16 protein-coding genes and 2 tRNA genes are annotated in these 16,037 nt (G+C 40.4%); 11 read left to right on the plus strand and 7 right to left on the minus strand.

The features are described from left to right. The 5 genes from AVJ20_RS13890 to AVJ20_RS13910 form a co-directional block, all read left to right on the plus strand. A partial coding sequence (locus AVJ20_RS13890; RefSeq protein WP_162689772.1) for an ATP-binding domain-containing protein occupies positions 1-835 on the plus strand: 835 nt, incomplete at its 5' end. Next, positions 822-1,517, plus strand: a complete 696-nt coding sequence (locus AVJ20_RS13895; protein WP_111885643.1) for a DUF2290 domain-containing protein — start codon at positions 822-824, stop codon at positions 1,515-1,517. The genes AVJ20_RS13890 and AVJ20_RS13895, both read left to right, overlap by 14 nt. Before the next feature lie 92 nt (positions 1,518-1,609). Then, complete coding sequence (locus AVJ20_RS13900) at positions 1,610-2,131, plus strand: PadR family transcriptional regulator (RefSeq protein WP_111885644.1); 522 nt, start codon at positions 1,610-1,612, stop codon at positions 2,129-2,131. Next, entirely contained in the window at positions 2,128-2,445 is a 318-nt protein-coding gene (locus AVJ20_RS13905) for a DUF3861 domain-containing protein (protein ID WP_111885645.1), read from the plus strand. Before AVJ20_RS13900 ends, AVJ20_RS13905 begins: the two co-directional genes overlap by 4 nt. Before the next feature lie 13 nt (positions 2,446-2,458). Continuing rightward, positions 2,459-2,719 (plus strand): DUF2798 domain-containing protein, encoded by a 261-nt coding sequence (locus AVJ20_RS13910; RefSeq protein ID WP_111885646.1) that lies wholly within the window; start codon positions 2,459-2,461, stop codon positions 2,717-2,719. Positions 2,720-2,732: 13 nt separating this feature from the next. On the opposite strand, the gene AVJ20_RS13915 is transcribed toward AVJ20_RS13910, so the two are convergent. Continuing rightward, positions 2,733-3,083 carry a thioredoxin family protein gene (locus AVJ20_RS13915; protein WP_111885647.1) on the minus strand — a complete coding sequence of 117 codons (351 nt, stop codon included), beginning with the start codon at positions 3,081-3,083 and terminating at the stop codon, positions 2,733-2,735. 131 nt (positions 3,084-3,214) lie between these two features. On the opposite strand from AVJ20_RS13915, the gene AVJ20_RS13920 reads away from it, so the two are divergent. Continuing rightward, positions 3,215-4,207 (plus strand): NAD(P)H-quinone oxidoreductase, encoded by a 993-nt coding sequence (locus tag AVJ20_RS13920; protein ID WP_111885648.1) that lies wholly within the window; start codon positions 3,215-3,217, stop codon positions 4,205-4,207. A gap of 157 nt (positions 4,208-4,364) precedes the next feature. On the opposite strand, the gene AVJ20_RS13925 is transcribed toward AVJ20_RS13920, so the two are convergent. Then, positions 4,365-4,450 (minus strand) — tRNA-Leu (locus tag AVJ20_RS13925). A 10-nt stretch (positions 4,451-4,460) separates the two neighbouring features. Further along, positions 4,461-4,534, minus strand: a tRNA-Cys gene (locus AVJ20_RS13930). 152 nt (positions 4,535-4,686) lie between these two features. Here AVJ20_RS13930 and folD point away from each other — a divergent pair. Both folD and AVJ20_RS13940 read left to right on the plus strand, forming a co-directional pair. Then, entirely contained in the window at positions 4,687-5,535 is an 849-nt protein-coding gene (folD, locus tag AVJ20_RS13935) for a bifunctional methylenetetrahydrofolate dehydrogenase/methenyltetrahydrofolate cyclohydrolase FolD (RefSeq protein WP_078192972.1), read from the plus strand. 265 nt (positions 5,536-5,800) lie between these two features. Next, a complete protein-coding gene (locus AVJ20_RS13940; RefSeq protein WP_111885649.1) occupies positions 5,801-6,469 on the plus strand; it encodes a class I SAM-dependent methyltransferase in 669 nt (222 codons plus the stop codon). A gap of 69 nt (positions 6,470-6,538) precedes the next feature. Here AVJ20_RS13940 and AVJ20_RS13945 read toward each other — a convergent pair whose 3' ends face one another. From AVJ20_RS13945 to AVJ20_RS13955, 3 genes are all read right to left on the minus strand, one after another. Then, entirely contained in the window at positions 6,539-6,967 is a 429-nt protein-coding gene (locus tag AVJ20_RS13945; RefSeq protein WP_111885672.1) for a hypothetical protein, read from the minus strand. 198 nt (positions 6,968-7,165) lie between these two features. Next, positions 7,166-8,485, minus strand: a complete 1,320-nt coding sequence (locus AVJ20_RS13950; protein WP_078190125.1) for an MFS transporter — start codon at positions 8,483-8,485, stop codon at positions 7,166-7,168. Between the two features lie 287 nt (positions 8,486-8,772). Beyond that, a complete protein-coding gene (locus AVJ20_RS13955; RefSeq protein ID WP_111885650.1) occupies positions 8,773-10,092 on the minus strand; it encodes an MFS transporter in 1,320 nt (439 codons plus the stop codon). Positions 10,093-10,434: 342 nt separating this feature from the next. Here AVJ20_RS13955 and glpD point away from each other — a divergent pair, with 342 nt between their 5' ends. Beyond that, complete coding sequence (gene glpD / locus AVJ20_RS13960) at positions 10,435-11,952, plus strand: glycerol-3-phosphate dehydrogenase (RefSeq protein WP_111885651.1); 1,518 nt, start codon at positions 10,435-10,437, stop codon at positions 11,950-11,952. Positions 11,953-12,033: 81 nt separating this feature from the next. Here the strand turns inward: glpD and AVJ20_RS13965 are convergent, their stop codons facing one another. Then, entirely contained in the window at positions 12,034-13,866 is a 1,833-nt protein-coding gene (locus tag AVJ20_RS13965) for a phosphoenolpyruvate carboxykinase (GTP) (protein ID WP_111885652.1), read from the minus strand. Positions 13,867-14,279: 413 nt separating this feature from the next. Between AVJ20_RS13965 and AVJ20_RS13970 the strand changes: the two genes are divergently transcribed. Together AVJ20_RS13970 and AVJ20_RS13975 are read left to right on the plus strand one after the other, a co-directional pair. Then, positions 14,280-15,218 carry a diacylglycerol/lipid kinase family protein gene (locus AVJ20_RS13970; protein ID WP_111885653.1) on the plus strand — a complete coding sequence of 313 codons (939 nt, stop codon included), beginning with the start codon at positions 14,280-14,282 and terminating at the stop codon, positions 15,216-15,218. After that, positions 15,199-15,984, plus strand: coding sequence for a metallophosphoesterase family protein (locus AVJ20_RS13975; protein WP_111885654.1), 786 nt, complete (start codon positions 15,199-15,201; stop codon positions 15,982-15,984). Before AVJ20_RS13970 ends, AVJ20_RS13975 begins: the two co-directional genes overlap by 20 nt. Positions 15,985-16,037: the final 53 nt, after the last annotated feature.

Below are 16,037 nucleotides of genomic sequence, written 5' to 3' on the forward strand. Positions count from 1 at the left end.
GATTACTGCTCATGCGTTAGGTTTTGGTTTATATGATAAGCCTGTACAAATCTTAGAAAATTTGGATCATTGGAAAGATGTAGGTTATGAATTAGAAAGTGGAACTTATCAAGAAGGTCATAGTGTCATTCTTTCAAGAAATCCTGAAAATAGCCCATTATCTATTAATGAATACCAAACTAAAGAAGATTTATTAAAAACATTTGTTGCTGAAAATATTAATCAAGAAGTTGATTTTATAAAATCAGAAATAGAATTCTTTTTAAATGAGGGATTAAAGCCAGAAGATATAATGGTAATTTCTTTAGATGATAGAAATGCTAAAAATTACTTTAGAAATTTATCTGCAAAATTAAGTGATATAGGTATTTTGACAAATAACGTACTAACAACATACTCCGAAAATCCACCTTTTAAAATTGAAAAAATGGTTACGTTGTCAACGGTTCATCGGGCAAAGGGGAATGAGGCTGCGTGTGTCTTAGTCTTGGGTATTGATGCTATGTATCAAACAAAAGATTATAGAAGAACAAGGAATAAAATTTTTACAGCCTTTACACGAACAAAAGCTTGGTTGAGGGTATCGGGTGTTGGGCAAAATGCTCAACATTTTGAAAATGAAATTAAGATAAGTTTAGAAAATTCACCGAAATTAATCTTTAGAGTTCCTAATAAGAAGGAATTGGAGCATCTTCAACGAGATTTAGGCTCTAAATCTATACAACTTCAATTGTTTAGAGATGAATTTAAAAAACTTCAAGATGCAGGAATGACAAATCAGGAAATTGAGGAAGAGATGCAAAGGTTAATGGGGGGGAGTGATGACGGATATTGATATTAATCTAAATATTCGTAAAGTTGCTTCAATAGCTGTAAATCTAAAAATTGATTTACAGCACGGAGCTAGAGTGTCTTTGCAAGTTTCAGATGAGCTTAAAAAAATTGCTAGGACAAGTATATATTATAAAGATATATATGACCGTATAACAGACTATGCTGAATTTAATCTAATGTTGTTTGATAGATCTTGCTTTCAATTTTTCGAAAAAAGGAATCAGTATGGTCAGCAAGAGTTAAGATATGCCTATTATCCTAATCCATATAAATTTGCAGAATTTCAAAAAGAATTAAAAGATTGCAATGAACTTTTAGAACAAAATATATTAACTCAACAAGAATATGAGCAATTTATTAGTGAGGCAATTTTTACTCATGATATTCCATCAATAAGATATGACTATTCTCCAAGTCAGTATAATTCAAAATTTCATCCTGCTTCTCATTTTCATATTGGCTTTCATTCAGAAAATAGATGGCCAGTTTCAAGAATCTTAACTCCGTATACTTTTTTTATTAAAATATTAGCGATGTATTATTCAGATATATGGGTAGAGTATTTTCAATATTCTTCGGATGCTACTTTGAATGATTTATTCCAAGCTTCTAAACAGGAAAGTTATCGTGTTCCAACTGTGTTTTTTAGTGACGAAGATGAAAAAAGACTAGTTGTAAATTAATTTCGTTTATTGCAGAAATGTAAAAGAAAGTTGCTGAAATCAATTTTATATCTTAAGATATATCTTAATAAATCTTAAGGTGTATCTTTGCGATGTCAAATTCAGACCTCCTTGGTGTTAACGACAGTCCTGCTAAAACCCGCAAACGCCTGTTTGAAGCAGGGCACATGAAACTATTGGTACTGCATCTCATCTCCCAAGCGCCTAAGTTTAGTTACGACATCATTAAAGATGTCGGCGCAATCGTGAGCGGCGGCTACAGCCCAAGCACAGGGACAATTTACCCAACGCTGAACTACCTCGAAGAACAGCAGTACATCCATGCAGAACTAAATGCCGAAGACCGTAAACAATACAGCGTTACGCAGTCAGGCTTAGCGCATCTTGATGCCGAAAAAGCCACAGTAGAGAAAATCCTCTGCCGTTTTGATACCCGTAAGCAGATTCATAACAATGAACAATACGTCGACATCAAACGTGCGATGGAAAACTTAAAAGCATCACTGCGCATCAAAATTCAGCACTGTGAACTAACACCTGAACAGGTCTATGCCATTGCAGAAAAAATCGATCAGGCGGCAGTCGAAATCAGCCGTATGGAGGTGACGCAATGAAACAGCATCAATATAAAATTACGCTCAAACACATTGCTGATGCGCAGGGCAATCCTTCGACTTATACCGAAGCGTTGCAGTTTAATGCCTACAACCATGATGACATGTTTAAGGTGCTGGAGCATTTGACCAAAGCGCAATTGTTAGATGATGAAAAGACCAAAGCCTTTGCTGTGGGTCTGAAACTGTTTGGTGAAACCTTGTTGGAAAATAAAGACCATCCTTTATTTAAAGATTTCATGCCGCATTTCGGCCAATTTATGAAAACACTAAAACAAACCGTAAAAGCCCAGAACGCAGCCCAAGACGAATAATAGGTATTTACAGATGAATCAACTCCCAAAATTTCATCCCAAACACATGACTTGGCTGATGCCCCTAATTCTGTCCGGCATTATGAGCGGTTCAATTTCCTGCTTTAATATGCTGATGAATAAAGGCTTAGTTGAAGGCTTTCTTGGTATTTGGCTGCGCGCTTGGGGTATGTCATGGATGGTGGCGTTCCCGCTCATTTTGATCGTGTTGCCATTGGTGCGTAATACGTTAATGAAGTTTGTACGCCTGCCGAATGAGTCTGCATCCAAATAAAAGGAAAATATGCTTAGTCATGAGTTGAATGTGACTGCATCGCATCTTGAATGATGGCTGTTAATTCAGTCAGTGATTTGACACCTGCAATACGTTGAATCACTTGCCCGCGATAAAACAGCAAGGTTGAAGGCAGTCCATAAACGTTATAACGCAAGGTTAGTATCGGTGAGGAATCAATATTTACCTTGCCAAATTTGAGCTGTGCATGCTGCGCGGACATTTGCTTTGCACACTGCTCAAATACAGGGAAGTTCTGCACACAGGGCGCGCACCAGTCTGCATAGAAGCGAATCACGGCAAAACCGTCGAACCATTCATAGTCACTGGCGTTATCTTCATTGTATTCAATGATCTGAGACATGCTTGGCCTATTATTCATTTACGAAATACAGTACAGATTATACATAAGTCCATGTTTATTCATTCTGCGGCATTTCTATGTTCAAATAGTGCAGAGATAGATGAATAGTCAATAATTGAAAAGGAAAAACAATGTCACAGCAAAGCATGCAGCAGGTTATTATTACTGAACCGGGCGGTGTCGATAAACTGGCGTATGAAAGCGTTGCCATCCCAGATGCGAAAGCGGATGAAGTGTTGGTAAAAGTGCATGCCTTTGGTATTAACCGTCCAGACATTTTACAGCGCCAAGGCTTGTACCCAATGCCGAAAGGGGTAACACCAGTACCGGGTCTGGAAGTGGCGGGTGAAGTAGTTGCTGTGGGTGCAGATGTCACTTTGTTTAAAGTGGGTGATAAAGTCTGCGGTCTGACCAATGGTGGCGGTTATGCTGAGTATTGTGTTGTACCTGAAAGCCAAACCTTGAGTATTCCTGAAGGTGTGAGCTTTACTCAAGCAGCGGCCATTCCTGAAACGTTTTTTACAGTTTGGGCAAATGTATTCCAAATGGGTAAAGCCAAAGCAGGTGAAACGGTACTTATTCATGGCGGTACTAGCGGTATTGGTACTACAGCGATTATGTTGTGTAATGCTTTAGGTATGAAAACCTTTGCGACGGTAGGTTCAGATGAAAAAGTCGCTGCGATTTCAAATATTACTCATGCCATTAACTATAAAACTCAAGACTTTGAGCAAGTGATTAATGAAGCGACCAATGAGCAAGGTGTAGATGTCATTTTAGATATTGTTGGCGCACCGTATTTGGCGCAGAACCTCAATCTATTACGTCGTGATGGTCGTTTGGTCTATATCGCATTTTTAGGCGGTTCAAAGGCCAAAGAAGTGAAGTTGGGTCAAATCATGATGAAGCGTTTGACCATTACAGGCTCAACCATGCGTGCGCGTAATACTGCAGAAAAAGCAGAGATTGCTAAAGGCATTCAGGAAAATGTTGTTCCGTTATGGTCTAAAGGTGAATGCCTGCCAATGATCTACAAGACATTTAAGTTTGATCAAATTCAAGAAGCACATGCAGCCATGGATACAGGTGATCATGTGGGTAAGATTGTGGTCGAAGTAATTTAAATATAAATTTTTGAGAATAAAGTATTTAAGAAATACAGTTCTAAAGTAAGAAGAGAGGGCGTTGTCCCTCTTTTTTTATTGTCTTACTAAATTTTAGGCATAAAAAAACCAGCTTATCGCTGGGTTCTTTATTACACCATCATCAGTAGAAGAAGAATGGTGCCCGAGGCCAGACTCGAACTGGCACGCTTTGTGGGCGGGGGATTTTAAATCCCCTGTGTCTACCGATTTCACCACTCGGGCTTAACAAGATTGGAGGCGGAGGTCGGAATCGAACCGGCGTACACGGAGTTGCAGTCCGCTGCATGACCACTCTGCCACCCCGCCATGTCTTGTTGATGCGTATATTAGCAAGCTCTGAAAAAAAAACAATAGCAGATTCATCTGTATGAGCATAAAAGCAGCATACAAGGTAAAAAATTTAAAATAATCATGTATTATGTGCAAAATTGATTCATATCATCACTTGGAGAAGTGCCGTGGCATTAGTTTTAGATGGTCGTGCATTGGCGAAGAAAATTGAAGCTGACTTGTTGACTCGCGTAGAAGCGCTAAAAGAGAAAACTGGTCGTACCCCAATTCTTGCGACTATTTTGGTAGGTGACGATGGTGCATCTGCAACTTATGTACGTATGAAAGGGAATGCTTGCCGCCGTGTTGGTATGGATTCATTAAAAGTTGAGCTTCCTAAAGAAACTACAACTGAGCAATTACTTGCTGAAATTGAAAAATTAAATGCAAACCCAGATGTTCACGGTATTTTGTTACAACACCCAGTACCTGCTCAAATTGACGAACGTGCTTGCTTCGATGCAATCTCTCTTGAAAAAGACGTAGATGGCGTGACCTGCTTAGGTTTTGGTCGTATGGCAATGGGTGAAGCTGCGTATGGTTCTGCGACTCCTGCAGGCATCATGACCATTTTAAAAGAAAACAACATTGAAATCGCAGGTAAACATGCGGTTGTTGTGGGTCGTTCTGCAATTTTAGGTAAACCAATGTCTGCGATGCTACTTGAAGCGAATGCAACAGTGACCACTTGCCACTCACGTACTCAAAACTTAGCTGACTTTGTTAAGCAAGCTGACATTATTGTGGGTGCGGTAGGTAAAGCTGAATTGATTCAAAAAGATTGGATCAAACCGGGTGCTGTAGTGGTTGATGCTGGCTTCCATCCACGTGATGGCGGCGGTGTAGGTGATATCCAATTGGTGGGTATTGAAGAAGTTGCTTCTGCTTATACACCTGTTCCGGGGGGTGTAGGTCCTATGACCATTACAACGTTGATCCGTCAAACTGTTGAAGCTGCTGAAAAAGCGTTAGGTTAATCTTTTAATTAAAAGATATTTATGTCACAACGGAGTCTTACCGTTATGACTTATAAATGTAAGAAGCCCGTATGTTACTTTTGTTTCGGCAAAAGTAACCAAAACCATTTGTCATCTGCTGAACTCGACATAATCAGTTTTTTGATTAATGGTGTCGCAGAAACAGTGTTCATTCGATTGAGGCTTGTCTCGCACAGCAGCAGATGACGATGTCGCGTATCTAATACGTTTATAAATTCAAATAAAATCATCTCCAAGGCTTAATATGAGCTGTACTTTCCAATTCCCCAAAGCCCCTGAACATTTACTTAAAGCACTGCATGAAGTCATTCCACATTGTGAATTACATGCTCAACAGTTGCCTGAAACGCCTATTTCTTTATGGTTGATACCGCCTGTATTTCCAACCGATAAAATGGATGATGAAGTCATTCGCCGTATATGGAGTGACACACCGTATTGGATTTTCTGCTGGGCTTCAGGGCTTGCGATGGCGCAGTGGTTATTGGCAGAGCCGCATCATGTCAAAGATAAAGTCGTGTTGGACTTTGGTGCAGGTTCAGGCGTGGTGGCGATTGCCGCGAAAATGGCAGGGGCGAAACGCGTGATCTGCTGTGACATCGACCAAGTGAGCCTAGATGCCTGCCGTGCCAATGCAGAGCTGAATAATGTCGAACTCGAATATTTGGACGATCTGTATAAAGCCGAACAAGTCGATATTTTATTGGCTGCCGATGTGCTGTATGACCAATGCAACCGTTTCTTTTTGGATGAATTTTTAAAGTTTGCTCCAGAAGTGTGGGTGGCAGACAGTCGTGTGAAAAACTTTAGTCATCCTAAATATGAAAAACTCGATGAACGAAGCGCGACAACATGGCCTGATTTGGATGAATCACCTGAGTTTCGAAATGTGAGTTTTTATAAAACCCTATAATTATTGAACCGATAAAAAAATAAGACGCTTTAAGCGTCTTATTTTTTGTCTTTTAAACTGCAAATTTGATTAAGAACAGTTATAGCGAACCACACGTAAGGTTGCAGGGCGAGCATCGAGTGCATCACGCGCGCCTAAGTTTTCAGAGTTACGTAGATCAGGAGTATTTGATAGACCGAAGTTCGCACGTGTATTACCAATTTGACGGCCGTACTGGGTATTTTCCAAAGCAGGATTTGCAATTTCGTTCACGCTTAAGATTTGTAATTTATAGGTCTTTTGCGTATTTAATACTTTTTGGCAAGCACGTTGTAATTTATTGGCATCCAGTTGTTGGTTTTGGCGACCCGCTAAAGTATATGCAAGTGTTGCGCTATCTGCAGATTTGGACTCTATTTGAAAGCCCGTTTGACCATTAAAAGCACGTGGAGTGCTTTGGCAAGCAGCCATCGACATTGCAACAATACCCAAACTTAAAACTTTGTAAATATTTTTCATCATTCATTCGCCGTGTGTATTTGTATGTTCAGTATGCCATAGTCCGTCTGTCGACTCGATGGCGAAAACCAAGAAAGCCAAAGAAGTTTGATTAAATCTTTGATGCAGCCGAAACGATGAGTAGATGGAAATGGAGATAAAAAAAGCTCATCAAAATAGGCTTTGATGAGCTTAAGTGGAATAGCAGGGCTGAGCGACTTAATCGTCAGTGATCATGCTATGTTTTTTCGTATCTTTCATGAAGACATAGGTAATTAAAGATAAACCAATCATGAATGTAATGTAGTAGAAGAAGTAGTTTTCATGGCCTGCATTTTTGAAGCTCAAAGCTACAAGTTCTGCGGTACCACCAAAGAGTGTATTTGCAATGGCATAAGGTAATGCAACACCTAAGGCACGGATGTGTGCAGGGAACAACTCTGCTTTCACTACAGCATTAATCGCAGTATAACCAGTGACAATCACCATACCACTCATGCAAAGCATAAATGCTGTGGTTGGGCTAGTCGTAGAACCGATACCGTTGAAAATTGGAATGGTGAAGAGTACACCAAGCACACCAAAGGCGATCATAATTGGCTTACGACCAATTTTGTCTGAAAGCGCACCGACAGCAGGTTGTAAAAGCATAAAGATGAAAATCGCAGCAGTGGTAATTTCGGTAGCTGTGGTTTTCTCAAAGCCAGACGTGTTGACCAAATATTTTTGCAAATAAGTTGTAAAGGTGTTGAACGCTAAAGTACCACCGGCAGTTAACATGATCACAGTGAAGGCTTGTTTAGGGTATTTGGTAAATAACGCTAAAGCCCCTGATTTTGGACCACCATTTTTAGCTTGTTCTTGAGCTTCTTTAGAGGATTGAGTTTCAACTAAACCGCGACGAATCCAGAACACCACAATTGCGAGCAAAGCACCGATAAAGAAGGGAACACGCCAGCCCCATTCAGTTAAAGCTTGTTCTGAGAAATTGCGCTGTAAAATAATTAAAACGCAAAGTGCCAGTAGCTGACCTGAAATCAGTGTGACATATTGGAAACTTGAGAAGAAACCACGATGGTTTTTACCTGCCATTTCAGTCAAATAGGTCGCACTAGAGCCATATTCACCGCCGACACTTAAGCCTTGGAGTAAACGCGCTAAAAGTAGAATAGCGGGTGCGAGCATCCCTACAGAATCGTAGGTTGGCGCACATGCGATCATCAGTGAGCCGACACACATCAACGATACAGACAGCGTCAAACCTGCTTTACGACCTTTACGGTCCGCATAAATACCCATGACCCATGCGCCGATTGGACGCATTAAGAAACCGAGTGCAAAGACTGCAGCTGCTTGTAAGAGTTTTACAGTATTGTCACCGTCAGGGAAAAATTGCGGTGCAAAGTAAAGGGTAAAGGCAGCGTAGACATACCAGTCGTACCATTCAACGAGGTTGCCGGCAGATCCGCCGAGGATAGATTTGACACGAGTTTTTCTATCCAATTGTTCAGGAACAACTGGCTCAGATGAGTTTGACACATCATTCTCCAAGGAATGAATGCAAAACATATCCATTTAAACTCTTTGGGAAAAGTTTAAATCAATATATTTTGTCGAAATGGGAGATGGAACTATATTTTTTTAATTTATACTCCTGTTGTCGCAGAAAATCATGCGACTTTAGTCTATAAAATGCGATATTTTTGACCAGATACATTTTTCACGACTAAATGAAAACAACAAAGCCTCATAGATTGAGGCTTTGATGGGGAAAACATGCTGTTTTTGATCAGATTGATCAATAACTCATCTTCAAATAACCCTGATCAATGCTCCTGAATTTTGGAATGGTGTTTGGTGTCTTTCATAAAGACGTAGACCAATAACGAAATAAAAATCATGATGGTCACATAGATGAAGAACCAAGACTCGTGACCAGCTTCTTTAAAACTTAGCGCAAAGAATTCTGCCGTACCACCAAAGAGGGTATTTGCAAGTGCATAAGGCAGCGCAACACCCAATGCGCGAATATGTGCAGGGAACATTTCTGCTTTTACAACCGCATTGATCGAGGTGTATCCCGTGACAATCACTAGACCCGCGAGACAGAGCCAAAATGCGGTCCAATAATCTTGAGTTTGTCCTAAGGCACTAAATAGAACATAGGTGAACAGCACCCCTAAGATCCCGAAGGCGATCATTAGAGGCTTACGACCAATTTTATCGGATAGACCGCCTGCAAGTGGCTGTAAACACATAAAAATAAACAGGGCTAAGGTGGTGATTTGTGTGGCCTCAGGTTTACTAAAGCCAGAGGTATTGACCAGATATTTTTGCAAATAAGTGGTGTAGGTATAAAAAGCCAATGTACCCCCGGCTGTTAAAAATAACACCGTGAAGGCTTCTTTCGGATAATGTTTAAATAGAGAAAATAAGCCAGATTCAGGTTGGTCTTTTTGCTCTTGTGCATTTTTAAAGGATTGGGTTTCTAGCAGGCCACGTCGAATACGGAAAACCACTACCGCTAAACACGCACCGATAAAGAATGGAATACGCCAGCCCCAATCATGCAATTGTTCTTCGGTCAGCAACCATTGCAAAATCAGTAACACGCACAGTGCCGTCAACTGACCTGCAATCAGTGTCACATACTGAAAGCTTGAAAAAAAACCACGACGGTCGCGGTCAGCCATTTCACTGAGGTAGGTCGCACTAGCGCCATATTCACCGCCGACACTTAAACCTTGAATCAGTCGAGCTACCACGAGAATAATTGGTGCCATAATGCCAATTTGGTCATGTGTTGGAGAAATGGCAATCATCAATGAGCCGATACACATCAGTGTGACGGAGAGGGTTAACCCTGACTTTCGACCTTTTTTGTCTGAATAGATCCCCATAATCCATGCACCAATGGGCCGCATTAGGAAGCCCACTGCAAAGATGGCCGCGGCTTGGAGAAGCTGTGCAGTCTGACTGCCCTGAGGGAAAAAAGCATGGGCGAAATAGAGGGTGAATGCCGCATAGACATACCAATCGTACCATTCAACAAGATTGCCGGCTGAACCACCGAGAATGGATTTTACTCGGGTCTTTGTATCTAAATTTGATTGAGTAACAATTTCTTCCGTCATTTTAAAATCCATCTTTTTTTATTGTGTGAAAATATCTTATGCGTATCGAAAAGCATGAAATGTAAACTAAAAAAGAGGTTTTGTTTAAAAAGTGTACAAATCAACAACTTGTCATGAATTTTGCTTTGAATAATGGTTTGGGCCTTAAAATGATTGATTTCATACTTGAGCCAGCAGGCTTTTAAACGTACATTTAAAATATAACTTCTCATTTAATGAGGAATACAAAAACTCAGCGTAAGGATATCGTGACCAAAATAGGTATCTTGATCAAAAAATCATGATCAATGAGAAAAATAATAAAGCAAAGAAAACGAAGCATTGTTGAATAAAAAGATAGAGTAGGAGGGAGCGATGAATACACAACAACAATCAATATATGACATGGTGGTCATTGGTGGTGGAATTAATGGTGTTGGTATTGCCTGTGATGCTGCGGGGCGGGGTTTAAGTGTTTTGCTCTGTGAAAAAGACGATCTCGCGAGCCACACTTCATCTGCAAGCAGCAAGTTAATTCATGGTGGTCTGCGCTATTTAGAACATAAAGAATTTCGTTTGGTACGTGAAGCACTCGCAGAACGCGAAGTTCTCCTTAAAAAAGCCCCTCATATTATTCGACCGATGCGTTTTATCATGCCACATGAACCGCACTTACGTCCGGCTTGGCTGATTCGTACTGGATTATTCTTTTATGATTATTTGGGTAAGCGAGAACAGCTTGCTGGCTCCAATGGTATTGAATTTGATGTGGAAGTTAGTCCTTTAGCACCCAGATTTACTCGGGGATTTGAATATTCCGACTGCGCTGTGGATGATGCACGCTTGGTTGTACTCAATGCAATACAAGCACGAGAACATGGTGCACAGATTCTGACTCGAACAGAATGTTTAAATGCATATAGTAAAGGTGGCATTTGGCAGGTGTGTTTGAAAAATGCCAAGGGTTTGCAAAATGTGCAGGCTAAAGTATTGGTGAATGCGGCAGGTCCTTGGGTTGCTGACTTTATAAAACAGGGTTTAAAGCAAGAGTCACCTTATAGTATACGGCTGATACAGGGTAGCCATATCATTGTTCCAAAGCTCTTTGACGGTGATAAAGCTTTTATTATGCAAAATGATGATCATCGCATTGTTTTTGCGATCCCATATTTAGAACAATATACCCTGATCGGCACGACAGATCGTGAATATCATGCAGACCCAAATCGAGTAAAGATAAGCCAAGAAGAAATCGATTACTTGCTTGATGTGTCAAATGATCACTTTAAAACTCAATTGACGCAAACGGACATCATTTCAACCTATTCAGGTGTGCGTCCGCTGTTTGATGATGAATCAGATAATCCAGCAGCAGTCACGCGAGATTATACTTTGGCACTGACAGATGTAGAAGGTGCAGCATTGCTATCAATTTTTGGTGGCAAGCTCACCACCTATCGAAAACTCGCAGAAGCGGCGCTAGATCAGCTTAAAACTGTTTTTCATCATCGATCCAAGCCTTGGACTGCTGATACAGCATTGCCTGGTGCGGAAAATTTAGAATCAATCGAGCAGTTGATAGTTGAAGTCCAACAAAATGTTAAAGGTGTTTCAAGCAGTCTAGCAAGTCGTTGGGCGCATGCTTATGGGACACGTGTCTGGATATTGCTAAATCATTTAACTTCGATTGATGAGCTTGGGCAAAACTTCGGGCATGGCTTGTATGCTCAAGAAGTAGATTATTTGGTTGAGCATGAGTGGGCGAGAAGCTCTGAAGATATTTTGCAAAGACGCACAAACTTATATTTGCAATTCAGTGCATCTGAAGTTGATGTTTTGGACGAGTACTTAATGGCAATACGTATAAAGCAAAAAGCTCAAGATGTGGCTTAGTTGATATAAAAAAAGACCGCGCAAGGCGGTCTTTTAAATCTTTCTTAATCCCTCTTTTAAAGGAGGGAAATTAAAGGTCGATTAAGCAGATTTTTTTACAGCTTCTAAAAGTTCGTCTTGACGTACTTTAAGTGCTTTTGGTAAGCGATCCCCAAGTTTGTTGAACAATTCAGTGTGGCTTTCAAGTTCTTTGATCCACTGTTCTTTGTCTTGTGAAGTTACAAGCTCGAATTGCTCTTTAGTGAAGTCTGAACCAGTCCAGTTCAATTGTTCGTATGTTGGAACAAGGCCGATAGGTGTTTCAACAGCGTCTGCACGACCTTCACAACGGTCAATGATCCACTCAAGAACACGCATGTTTTGACCGAAACCAGGCCATACAAAGTTACCTTCAGCATCACGACGGAACCAGTTCACGTTGTAGATACCAGGAAGTTTATTGCCAGCAGCTTTAGCTTTAGCAGCAACTTCTTCACCAAGTTCTAACCAGTGAGAGAAGTAGTCAGCCATGTTGTAACCCGCAAATGGAAGCATTGCGAATGGGTCACGACGAACGATACCTTGTTGACCAACAGCAGCAGCAGTTGTTTCAGAGCCCATAGTTGCAGCTTTGTAAACACCGTCAACCCAGTCAAATGCTTCTGAAATTAGAGGCACTGTGTCTGCACGACGACCACCGAAGATGAACGCAGAAATTGGAACACCTGCTGGATTTTCCCAGTCAGCATCAATAGAAGGACATTGACCAGCTGAAACAGTGAAACGAGCATTTGGATGAGCTGCTTTTTCTTCGCCGGTGTGTGGTTGACCTTTCCAGTTAGTCAAGTTAGCAGGCGCTTCTTTAGTAAGACCTTCCCACCATACTTCACCTTCGTCAGTTACAGCAACGTTAGTATAGATTACGTCTTTATGAAGAGTCGCCATACAGTTCGGGTTAGTCTTGGTATTTGTACCAGGTGCTACACCGAAGAAACCAGCTTCAGGGTTGATTGCATATAAACGACCATCTTCACCTGGTTTGATCCAAGCAATATCGTCACCTACAGTTTCAATTTTCCAACCTTCGTAACCCGCTGGTGGAATCAACATCGCGAAGTTTGTTTTACCACAAGCAGAAGGGAATGCAGCTGCGATGTAGTGTTTTTCGCCTTGTGGGTTAGTCACGCCAAGGATGAGCATGTGTTCAGCTAACCAACCTTGTTGACGACCCATAGAAGATGCAATACGTAAAGCTAGGCATTTTTTACCCAACAATGCGTTACCGCCGTAACCAGAACCGTAAGACCAGATTTCACGAGTTTCTGGGTAATGAACGATGTATTTTTCAGGGTTGCAAGGCCAAGCAACGTCTTTTTGACCTTCTTCAAGCGGAGCACCAACAGTGTGTACGCAAGGAATGAAGTCACCGTCAGTACCAAGTACGTCATAAACAGCTTTACCCATACGAGCCATTTTAGACATGCTTACAGCAACGTAAGGAGAATCAGTAAGTTCGATACCGATGTGAGCAATATGAGAACCTAAAGGACCCATAGAGAAAGGAACTACGTACAAAGTACGGCCTTTCATTGAACCGTCAAATAAACCATTCAGACGAGCACGCATTTCAGCTGGAGCTTCCCAGTTGTTTGTTGCGCCTGCATCTTCTTGTTTTTCAGAACAGATGTAAGTACGACCTTCAACACGAGCAACGTCAGAAGGATCAGAATTAGCAAGGTAAGAACCAGGATGTTTTTCTTGGTTAAGTTCTTGCATAGTGCCGTTAGCGATCATCAAGTCGATATAACGTTGATATTCTTCTGCGCTACCGTCACACCATTCGATTTTTGCTGGTTTGGTTAATTTGGCAATTTCTTCCACCCAAGCAATGAGCTTAGGGTGACGAACGAATTCTGGTGCGTTCACTTGGGTCATGGTGAGGCCTATCTCAAAAATGTACTAACCGTACAAAGTATAATCTGCATCATGGGATACATCATGCAGATAAAAGATGAAAAAAAAGTGGCTGTATTAAAGCATAAAATCATAAAAAAAATAAGACTAAAGAAGTGGTAGATTTTTTTTGGTAGTTAATGCTATTTATATTAAATATAGATAAAATACAATAACTTAACATATTATGTGGTGAATTTTCACTTTATTTATTAACGTGATGGACAATATTTTATATAGTTATTTTTAGTAAAAACAAAAAGTTGCATGTAATTGATATTTGAGAATTATTATTGATTAAATAAATGGTGGTAATTCGATTTTTACATAAAGGCGCTATTATTTGCTGTTAAATTCGACAAAATACAATACTAAGCGGCCAAGATGTATAAAAAGTGATTAAACAAGCCAAGCCTTTATCTATTATCTATAATAAAAAATCAGGATTTCATGCTGCAAACAAAGATGAAGTCTACGAGGAACTTGTGCGGATATTATCCGATCATAATTTCGAAATACAGTCATTTGAGCTTGGGCAGGAAGCGAGTTTTGATACTTTAATGAGCAAGGTATTTGCACGCCATAAAGACCCTGATAATTTGGGTGTTGTGATTGCTGCAGGTGGTGATGGAACCTTAAATGCTGTTGCTCATCAGTTGATGCATACGAATATTCCTATGGGGATCTTACCTTTGGGCACATTTAATTATGTGGCGCGGGTACTCAATATTCCTCTCGATTTAATTCAAGCGGCACAGGTGATTGCGACAGGCAATAATCGACAGGTGCACGTGGCGCAAATCAATGAACATATCTATTTAAACAATGCCAGTTTGGGCTTGTATCCTTTATTTATACAAAAAAGAGAATTTTATAATCAAAAGTTTGGGCGTTTCCCATTGCATGCTTATACCTCAGGTTTGGATGTGCTGATTCGAGATCGTAAAGAGCTGAAATTGGAAATAGAAGTGGATCATCATATTTATCCAGTCAAAACGCCCTTGATCTTTTTTGGCAATAATCAATTGCAATTGGCCGATTTAAACTTGCAAATTGCTAAGGATGCAGAGGCAGGTAAAGTTGCAGGTGTGGTGGTCGCAAAAAGTGATAAGAAAACGTTATTTAAAATTTTATGGCAATTGATCCGTGGCAATATCGACAATGCACCAGATGTGTATAGTTTTGCCGCTGATGAAGTCACCATACATACCCAACGAAAAAAAATGACCGTTGCTGTGGATGGTGAGATTGTAGAAATGAAACCGCCGCTTAAAATTCGAGTGCAAAAACAAGCCTTAAAGATACGGGTGCCACATGATACTGCATCTGTCTGATCTGCATTTTGGCACTGAAAAGCCAGAGTGTATGCGCGCTATTCAACAATTTTGTCACGAACAGCGTATCGAGGCCGTGGTTGCCAGTGGAGACTTGACCCAACGTGCGCGCTATCGTCAGTTTTATGCATGTAAGCAATTTTTAGAAAGCTTAAAGCTGCCTTATATCGTTGTGCCGGGGAATCATGATATTCCGCTATATCATTTATGGAACCGTGTTTTTAGCCCTTTTGCACGTTATCAACTTTTTTTTGGTGCCATGGAAAATGTACTGGAAACCGAGCATTTTTATTTAATTGGGATCAATAGTATTCGCCGTCGTTACCATACGCGAGGGCATGTATCGCTCGAGCAAATACATCATGTCGAGGAATTACTTAAACATGCGCCGCCCAATAAAGTGAAATTAATCATAGCGCATCAACCTTTTTATACGCCGCCCAATGACCCGCATGGTGTGAAAGATTGTCCTGTTCAAGGGCGTTTGGCACTTGAACAGTGGAGTCAACACGGTTTAAATGGTTTATTGCATGGACATTTACATGTTCCAGCCAGATATGACCTCAATCAGATTTATGCTTTAGGTGCTGCGCATCCTGTTTGGGATATTCATGCTGGAACTGCAACTTCATATCGCCTACACGAGAACCTTGCCAACAGTTTTAATGTCATTGATGAGCAGATGAATGTGCAGCATTATTTTTATCATTCAAAATTAAAAATATTCGAAGAAAATCTTAGTACTCATATTTTGGATGAGCTTTAATCCTTTAAATTTAAATTTTGAAGAAAAAAAATACAAAAAAATGAAAAAAATTA

Source organism: Acinetobacter sp. CFCC 11171 (assembly GCF_003268405.1).
Lineage (GTDB): Bacteria > Pseudomonadota > Gammaproteobacteria > Pseudomonadales > Moraxellaceae > Acinetobacter > Acinetobacter amyesii.

Excerpts from the sequence above, each read along its gene's own strand:
- AVJ20_RS13895 (WP_111885643.1), top strand. The coding sequence starts at position 822 with ATGACGGATATTGATATTAATCTAAATATTCGTAAAGTTGCTTCAATA.
- AVJ20_RS13900 (WP_111885644.1), top strand. The coding sequence starts at position 1,610 with ATGTCAAATTCAGACCTCCTTGGTGTTAACGACAGTCCTGCTAAAACC.
- AVJ20_RS13905 (WP_111885645.1), top strand. The coding sequence starts at position 2,128 with ATGAAACAGCATCAATATAAAATTACGCTCAAACACATTGCTGATGCG.
- AVJ20_RS13910 (WP_111885646.1), top strand. The coding sequence starts at position 2,459 with ATGAATCAACTCCCAAAATTTCATCCCAAACACATGACTTGGCTGATG.
- AVJ20_RS13915 (WP_111885647.1), bottom strand. The coding sequence starts at position 3,083 with ATGTCTCAGATCATTGAATACAATGAAGATAACGCCAGTGACTATGAA.
- AVJ20_RS13920 (WP_111885648.1), top strand. The coding sequence starts at position 3,215 with ATGTCACAGCAAAGCATGCAGCAGGTTATTATTACTGAACCGGGCGGT.
- AVJ20_RS13940 (WP_111885649.1), top strand. The coding sequence starts at position 5,801 with ATGAGCTGTACTTTCCAATTCCCCAAAGCCCCTGAACATTTACTTAAA.
- AVJ20_RS13945 (WP_111885672.1), bottom strand. The coding sequence starts at position 6,967 with ATGAAAAATATTTACAAAGTTTTAAGTTTGGGTATTGTTGCAATGTCG.
- AVJ20_RS13955 (WP_111885650.1), bottom strand. The coding sequence starts at position 10,092 with ATGGATTTTAAAATGACGGAAGAAATTGTTACTCAATCAAATTTAGAT.
- glpD (WP_111885651.1), top strand. The coding sequence starts at position 10,435 with ATGAATACACAACAACAATCAATATATGACATGGTGGTCATTGGTGGT.
- AVJ20_RS13965 (WP_111885652.1), bottom strand. The coding sequence starts at position 13,866 with ATGACCCAAGTGAACGCACCAGAATTCGTTCGTCACCCTAAGCTCATT.
- AVJ20_RS13975 (WP_111885654.1), top strand. The coding sequence starts at position 15,199 with ATGATACTGCATCTGTCTGATCTGCATTTTGGCACTGAAAAGCCAGAG.